The organism is Sporosarcina sp. GW1-11 (genome assembly GCF_033088395.1).
GTDB lineage: Bacteria > Bacillota > Bacilli > Bacillales_A > Planococcaceae > Sporosarcina.
In genome coordinates this window covers 38743-46955 of the sequence record NZ_JAPMIW010000024.1, presented here as the reverse complement: position 1 = coordinate 46955, position 8213 = coordinate 38743, and the positions used below count along the sequence as shown (strand labels likewise).

The 8213-nt window shown below is 42.3% G+C and carries 6 protein-coding genes and 2 riboswitches (1 of these 8 running past the window's edge); of the genes, 4 read left to right on the top strand and 2 right to left on the bottom strand.

Going from position 1 to position 8213, the window contains the following annotated elements; all coding sequences use genetic code 11:
- Positions 1-125 precede the first annotated feature (125 nt).
- A complete protein-coding gene (locus ORD22_RS13015) occupies positions 126-293 on the bottom strand; it encodes a hypothetical protein (protein ID WP_317646504.1) in 168 nt (55 codons plus the stop codon).
- A gap of 383 nt (positions 294-676) precedes the next feature.
- Positions 677-780, top strand: a riboswitch (SAM riboswitch).
- A 97-nt stretch (positions 781-877) separates the two neighbouring features.
- Between ORD22_RS13015 and ORD22_RS13010 the strand changes: the two genes are divergently transcribed.
- Positions 878-2158, top strand: coding sequence for an O-acetylhomoserine aminocarboxypropyltransferase/cysteine synthase family protein (locus tag ORD22_RS13010; RefSeq protein WP_317646503.1), 1281 nt, complete (start codon positions 878-880; stop codon positions 2156-2158).
- A gap of 53 nt (positions 2159-2211) precedes the next feature.
- On the opposite strand, the gene ORD22_RS13005 is transcribed toward ORD22_RS13010, so the two are convergent.
- Positions 2212-3702, bottom strand: a complete 1491-nt coding sequence (locus ORD22_RS13005; RefSeq protein WP_317646502.1) for a glycine betaine uptake BCCT transporter — start codon at positions 3700-3702, stop codon at positions 2212-2214.
- Between the two features lie 184 nt (positions 3703-3886).
- Here ORD22_RS13005 and ORD22_RS13000 point away from each other — a divergent pair, with 184 nt between their 5' ends.
- The 3 genes from ORD22_RS13000 to ORD22_RS12990 all read left to right on the top strand — a co-directional run.
- Entirely contained in the window at positions 3887-4063 is a 177-nt protein-coding gene (locus tag ORD22_RS13000; protein ID WP_317646501.1) for a hypothetical protein, read from the top strand.
- 121 nt (positions 4064-4184) lie between these two features.
- Positions 4185-4370: riboswitch (cobalamin riboswitch) on the top strand.
- A gap of 126 nt (positions 4371-4496) precedes the next feature.
- Positions 4497-6617, top strand: a complete 2121-nt coding sequence (locus ORD22_RS12995) for a DUF4430 domain-containing protein (RefSeq protein ID WP_317646499.1) — start codon at positions 4497-4499, stop codon at positions 6615-6617.
- A gap of 129 nt (positions 6618-6746) precedes the next feature.
- Positions 6747-8213: the 5' portion of an S-layer homology domain-containing protein gene (locus tag ORD22_RS12990; protein ID WP_486377080.1), read on the top strand. It continues 786 nt past the right edge of the window; 1467 of the gene's 2253 nt are visible here — the first part of the coding sequence; it begins with the start codon at positions 6747-6749; its stop codon lies off the right edge, out of view.

Genomic DNA, 8213 nt, shown 5'->3' with positions numbered 1-8213 from the left:
GTAGGCACAACTGCGGGGTCGGCCGAAGCCATGAGACAGCTAGCGCGACTTTCGCTAGTTGGCTCATGGCGGGAGGCAATCCCCCACGTGCCGAAGCGATGATAGAAAGCTGACCTTCATTAGCTTCAGTACCATAAAAAAGTCGAGCAACGACACATTACTAACAAGTAGTAAGTCCCAGACACATCAATCCGCTTCTGTATGTAGTGAAGTAATTCGTCACTGAACTCACTTCGGCGCTGGCGGATGGCTCCCGCGATGAGCCAGAAAGGAAGATCGCCTTTCTGTCTCATCGCTCCGCCTACCGCTTGTAAGGCGCCTGCGTTTTGTGAGGGAGAGTAAGTGGCATAGTACGTTAAAGTCTAATAGTGAATTTTACTAAGTACCAAAGCCTCCCAAAACTACACTGTACTCACCAGCGAAGGCACAACTGCGAGGTCAGCCGAAGCGGTGATAGAAAGCTGACCTTTACGAACTTCAGTACCTTAAAAAAGTCGAGCCACGATCCAACACAAAATGGTTTACCTTTGTACCAAAGCTCACTAAAACTACATTGTACTCAAAAGCGTCGAGCCACGAAAATAACACCAATTTCTAAACATTCTATTAATAAATTCTTGCATTAGGCGGAGAATAGCCTTATACTATTTTTTGAGATGGAAAACGAATAGACACACTCTTATCAAGAGCGGCGGAGGGAATAGGCCCTGTGATGCCCGGCAACCGGCGAAAGCAAAGGTGCTACTTCCTACAGACTGGTAACAGTTTGGAAGATAAGAGGGAAAAGCGAAAGCGCAGCCCTCTTCTTATTAAGGAAGAAGGGCTTTTTTATAACTAAGGGGCTTCGTACCATCAATACATTAAAAGGAGAATGGTTATGACGAATTTACAGCCTGAAACGATATTATTACACGGAGGACAAAAGCCAGATCCCGAAACAGGTTCACGTGCTTTGCCAATTCATCGTACAACTTCTTATGTATTTAAAAATACAGAACATGCACAAAATTTATTTGCCTTGAAAGAAGCGGGCAATATTTATACACGAATTACGAACCCAACAGTAGCTGTTTTTGAAGAGCGCGTGGCGGCACTTGAAGGTGGTACGGCTGCGGTCGCGTTGTCTTCAGGAATGGCGGCAATTGCTTTTTCAATTATGAACATTGCGGGCGCAGGCGATGAAATCGTCGCGGCTAGTAATCTATATGGCGGTACATACAATTTATTCGTCGTGACATTGCCTCGTTATGGCATCACAGTAAAATTTGTCGATGCATCTGATCCGAAAAACTTTGAAGCGGCAATTACGGATAAAACAAAAGCGCTGTTTGCTGAAACAATCGGTAATCCAAGCTTACAAGTTCTCGACGTAGAAGCTGTTGCGAAAATAGCGCATGATAACGGGCTTCCGTTGTTAGTCGATAACACATTCCCATCCCCATACGGTTCCAACCCGATTGAATTTGGCGCGGACGTTGTTATTCATTCAGCAACGAAATGGATTGGTGGACACGGTACGACAATCGGTGGGGTCGCTGTTGATGCGGGAACATTTGATTGGACACAAGGAAGATTCCCAGGATTTACAGAACCGGATGAATCGTATCATGGATTACGCTATGGTATTGATACAGCGGGGGCTGCATTTGCGACGAAGCTACGCGTACAATTATTACGTGATTTCGGACCTTGCCTAGCGCCGGACAGTGCCTTCAACTTACTGCAAGGGCTGGAGACGCTACATTTACGTGTGCCTCGCCACAACGAAAATGCACAGAAAGTAGCGGCCTTCTTACAAGAACATCCTGCAGTAGAGTGGGTAACGTACACTGGTCTTGAAGATCACCCAACCGCTGCTTTGGCGAAAAAACATTTGAAGAATGGCTTTGGTTCGATCATCGTCTTCGGTATCAAAGGTGGACGTGATGCAGGACGTCAAGTAATCGACAACGTAGAGATTTGGTCGCATGTGGCGAATGTTGGAGATGCAAAGTCACTCATCATTCACCCTGCATCGACTACACATCAGCAGTTATCTGCAGAAGACTTGAAGAACTCTGGCGTTAGTGAGGAATTGATTCGTCTATCAGTTGGATTAGAATCAGCTGAAGATATTATCGCAGATTTGAAACAAGCGATTGAGAAAGCTACGAATTAATCAAATATAAAAGGAAAACCATTGTGCGATTCAGCCAATGGTTTTCCTTTTTATTATGGTTTTCTAATTCGTTTTCGCTCTTGCTTTAATGATTTGAAGAGCGACACAATCATCATTATGAGTATAACTGAAAACGGTAATGCCGCTATGATAATGACATTTTGCAAGGCATCGAGACCACCGACATACAAGAGGATAATCGCGATAGAAGATTGAATGACACCCCAGACGATTTTTAAATTATTAGGAGGCGTCAGTGATCCGTACGACGATTGCATACCGAGTACGAACGTTGCTGAATCTGCTGACGTGATGAAGAAAGAAATAATTAGCAAAATAGCAATTACTGAAATGACAAATGACCAAGGTAATCCGCTAAACATTTCAAAGATCGTCAACTCTGTCGCACTAGAAGCGAGATCTATAACTCCTGCTCTTTGCGTCTCAATCGCTGTCGTACCGAATGCTGCGAACCAAATCGCACTCAATACGGTAGGAACGACCAATACACCAATCATGAACTCTCGAATGGTACGACCTTTTGAGACACGGGCGATAAACATCCCAACAAATGGAGACCAAGCCATCCACCAAGCCCAATAAAAGAGCGTCCAACCGTTTAGCCAAGTACGATTTTCAGGAGTCAATGGTGCGGTACGGAAACTCAATCGGATGATGTTTTCCAAATAGCCCCCTATAGAATCCGTAAACATATTGAAAATCAGTAAGGTAGGTCCGAGTGCAATGATGAAGATCAATAGCGCAATTGCCAAGACCATATTGGCATTGGATAATATTTTGATTCCTTTACCGAGTCCACTCCAAGCAGAAATTAGGAATAATACAGTCACGACTGCGATAATAACGAACTGTGACCAAAAACCAATCGGTATATCAAATAAATAATTCAGACCGGCATTGATTTGTACGGCTCCGAATCCAAGTGATGTTGCTACACCGAAAACGGTCGCGAAAATAGCGAAGACATCAATTATAGTACCGAGTGGCCCATCTACACGATCCCCGAAGATCGGGCGAAGCGTGGATGAGATTAAGCCTGGTTGTCCTTTGCGGAACTGGAAGTAGGCAAGTACTAAAGCGGTCATTCCATAAACAGCCCACGCGTGGAAGCCCCAGTGGAAGAATGTCACACGCATCGCTTCTTTGTAGGATGCTTTCGTCTCAGTTGCTGTCGTGGCAGGATCTATCGCATAATGCGACAAAGGTTCAGCGGCACCGTAAAAGACTAAACCGATGCCCATTCCAGCAGAAAATAACATCGCAAGCCAAGAAATCATCGAAAACTGCGGACGATCCTTCTCTTTCCCTAAACGAATTCTACCGATAGGGCTGAAAATCAGAAAAACTGAAACAAAAAACAGCATAGACACAGTCAGTAAGTAATACCAGCCGAAAGAGTCAGTGATGAAATTCTTAATAATAGACGTTATTTCTTCAAAATGAATAGGTGCAATGACACCATATCCGACCGCCAATAGGACAGCCACTAATGTAATATAAAATGTAATCGAAACTTTTTTCATATATCCCCCTTGTGTAAATATATTAGTATGTATTGCATTTCCGAAAAGTAGGCATATACATTTTAGACTACCCAATTGAAACATACGACAAACGTAAATATCAACTATTTTTATTTAATTATAAAACGTGCAACTTGTAGCCGTGCTATACTAAAGAAACGAAATAGGTGAGGAGGAGATTTTCATGCAATATTCACAACCTAAAATGCTTCAGCTCGTCAAGCATAGCCCGGAGCTTAATAGACAATTAAAAGCGATCATGAAGGAGCATGAACTAGAAAAAAGCTTTGCCTTAAAAGCTTTGTATCATGCGGTAGTTAAAGACGGCGGGAAATATCAAAGAGATTATCAGGAACTGTAAGACATTTCCTCGTATTTTATTTATAAATAGACCGATGAAAAATAATAGTTCATCGGTCCTTTATACCGTTCTATCAAAATAGTAAATGACACGAGACGTAGCTGTGATATACTAAAATAAAAGCTAAATAGATTGTTTTGGTTCTTTGCATATGATGCAGATTAAAATAGGAAACAGGTGAAAATCCTGTACGGTCCGGCCACTGTAAATGGGAAGCGTCTTCAAATACCACTGGTGATAAACTGGGAAGGTTGAAGATGTGTGAATACCCATAAGTCAGGAGACTTGCCAAAACAATATACGTTACGCCTTCCGAGAAAAGGTGTGCATATTGTATGGAGCAATTCCTGAATTACATCCAACTATACAAAATGCCCTTGTCCTTCTCTTTGGAGGCAAGGGCTTATTTTTTTCAATAAAAGGAGGAATTCTATTGGTTAAACGTTATGTTTCATTCATCGCAAGTATTTTTCTTGCTTCATCATTGCTTTTACCAACAACAACTTCAGTTGCTATCGCAAGTTCAGATGCACAGCAACAAATGGCAATTGCACAACAGAATATTGCTGTGGAGGTTGTTGGCTTAGATGATGTTTTATTGCAAGAAACGATTCAAATTACAGAAGGTCAAAATGCGTTAGAGGCACTGAAAATGGCTTTAGATGCTAAGGGAATCGTTTATAAGATTACAGAAAGCAGTTTTGGTTCTTATGTTTCTTCTATAAATAATGAAGATGCAGGTCTACTAGGCGGCTGGGATGGTTGGGGCTATACAGTCAATGGCGTATCTCCTAATATAGGTGCGGCAAGCTACGTACTCAAAGAAAATGACCAACTGCGATTCTCTTACGGTCGTTATGCAGCATTCTCATCGTCAACAGTTGTAACTGCGGGCAGTAAAAATCCTAACATTACAGTCAACTTAGTAGGTGACACATTTACACAAGAGGCTAGCAATCCTGCAAATTGGAGTATTAATCAGTCGAATGTAAAAATCTCCACGATAACTAAAAATACGAATCAGCAAGTAACGATTCAACTAGACGGTGCAGCACAACGAGGCGACTTCACGTTGACTGCATTGGATGGTGTTGTTGTAGGAAAGTCCGAGCCAGCAGCTTCGCTTACTGTAACGGTAGAAGCTGATCCAAAACGAATCGAAAATTCGATTAAAAAAGTTACAGATTATATAGTCAGTAGTCCTGTATCTAGCGAGTGGCAAGCGATTGGATTAGTAAAAGCAGGAGTTGCAGTTCCATCAAGCTATGAAACAGCATTTACCACTAATCTAAAAGATCAAGTCATTGATCAAATCGGCGGAAATCGTTTAAAGATTACAGATGTAGAACGTTTAACGATGGCGGCTGTAGCGATTGGGAAAGATCCTGCGAATATTAATGGAGCTAATTTACTAGATAAGATTTATAACAGTGAAGATATTCGCAATGTAGATACGATGATTCGCCAAGGAACAAATGGATTGATCTTTGCATTGATTGCTTTGGATACGAATAACTTTGACATTCCAAGCAATGCGCGTTGGAATCGTGAAAAAATCGTTGCCGAATTGTTGAAGTATCAGAGAGAAGACGGAGCGTGGAGTTTGGAAACTAGTAAGACAGGCTCAGCAAGTTATGACATAACCGCAATGGCAATGACTTCATTAGCACCATATACAAATCAAGCGGATGTAAAAAGTGCAATTGATCGAGCAGTCAATTACTTGTCAGCACAACAAGGGGAGACTGGTGGTTTTAATGAAGCATTTGTAGGTGGTATTTCAAGTGAAGCGACTTCGCAAGTAATTATCGGTTTGACAGCAAATGCAATCGATCCACAAGGTAAGCAGTTTACAAAGAATGGTGTGAATTTAGTAGATCACTTATTAAGTTTCCAACTAGAGTCTGGTGGCTTTAAACATACCGAAAATGAAACCGCTGCAAATGGTATGGCAACGGAACAAGCATTGCAAGCACTAGTAGCCTACGATTTATTCACAAAAGATCAAGGACGCTTGTATGATTTCTCTCAGAAACAGACACAACCACAGCCAGAAGTTTCAGCACATTCTACTCTTAAAGGGATTCTAAACGGCAGTCTTCTAAACGTCCAGAAAAACAAAAATGGCGCGTGGTCTTCTATTTTAATCGAGAACGAGGAAGCATTAGGCGGGTATTACATCGTTCAAGCAGGGGAGAAGGGTAGTAAGCAATCAGCTACAATCCCAGAAGGAACGAAAAAAATATTTCTAGTCGATAATGACCAGGTATATCGTGATTTTGACGCGAAAATCGTAGCGCCATCGCATCCGTTTACCGTTACATTCAACAAAGAAGTACAGAATACAACAGTTAATCTAAGTAAGATATATGTAGAAGATGTACAAGGTCAGCGTGTGCCTGTAAATGTTTCTGTCAAAGGCAATAGAGCGACTGTCACGCCACAAACAAATTATACGAGTGGTCAGTTGTATTCACTAGTCATATCGGATCTCGTTTCGACTGATGGAAAACCATTAAAACAAGCGGCTCGTAAACTATTCATTATTCAATAAATAACTACTCGGGAGGTATGCTTTATTTCTATTATCAAGAAGTTTACACAGATCACAGCAGCGATTGCTTTGGCGTGTGCAGCTATTCTTGTTCCAATTGCTCCATCCTATGCAGAGCAGCTAGCACCTATGGCAGAAGCTCAATCCGTACAGACGTTACAACATTCCATCACAATCTCTTCAACAGAAGTACCGATGCCACTATCTACGGTTACCGTCTTAGAAGGTGAAACTGTCCTAGATGTATTACGACGCAGTGCAGCTGCAAGTAACATTGCGGTTGACTATTCAGGTAGCGGAGAAAATGCTTATGTAGAAGCTATAGACGGCGTTGGAGAATTCGACAGAGGCCAAGGTAGCGGCTGGATGTACAGTGTCAATGGAATATTTCCAAACCGTGGCGCAGGTATTATCAAACTAATTCCGGGTGATGTTGTTGAATGGAAATATACAACGAACTTAGGGGCAGACCTTAATTCAGATCTTGCACCTTTCCGAGAAAATCTTGAACCGACGATGGCTATTTCTGGCGTCACTTCAGGTACAACGGTTGAAACACAAAACGTATCACTGCAAGTCGATGCAAAAAGTTATTTCGGTACTCAACTTCAACCGACAGCTACTGTAAATGGTCAGCAAGCAGAAGTTGTAGGAAATACAGTACATGTTGTATTGAAAAGTGGAGCGAACACAATTGTCGTGAAGGCTGTGGATGCTCATCAAAGATCAGTTATGAAAACGGTAAACGTCACATACAACCCAGCAGTGACAGAACCAACGCCGGAACCAACGCCGGAACCAACGCCGGAACCAACACCTAACCCAGTTCCAACACCTAACCCAAATCCGGTACCACCAGTACAGAAACCAGATCCGGAAACTCCACCAGCTAAAGACTACACAAAAGTAGTTTCAGCGGCGATTAACCAAGCAAGTGCACAAATTCTTGCGGGTGAAGTAAACAGTGAGTGGCAGGCAATCGGACTTGTGAAAGCAGGAAAGAAAGTCCCGGCTTCTTACATGAAAGAATTCCAAGCGCATTTGCAGGATCAAGTGATAAGCCGATCGGGTAAAGGCCGCATGAAAATTACAGACGTAGAACGTTTAGCTATGACCGCCGCAGCAATCGGAATTGATCCGACGAATGCGGATGGCAAAGGCTTTAATTTAATCGATAAAATTGTTAATAGTGAAAAACATACAACGGGTGCAGATAGTTTAACGTACCAGGGGAATAACGGTATTATCTTTGCGTTGATTGCCTTGGATGCAAGAGACTATCAAGTACCAAGTAATTCAAAATGGACGCGAGAGCGCTTGTTGAGTGAGCTATTAAAATATCAAAAAGAAGATGGTTCTTGGAGCCTTTCGACTGATAAAGAAGGTTCAACAAGCTTCGACATTACAGCAATGGCATTAACTGCAATTGCACCTTATACAGATCAACCGCAAGTGCGTAAAGCGATGGATAGTGCGGTGAGATTCCTATCGAATGCACAAGGATCAACAGGTGGCTTTAACGAAGCGTTCGTTGGGGGCATATCAAGTGAAGCAACGGCACAAGTCATCATCGGCTTGACTGCCAATCAAATCGAT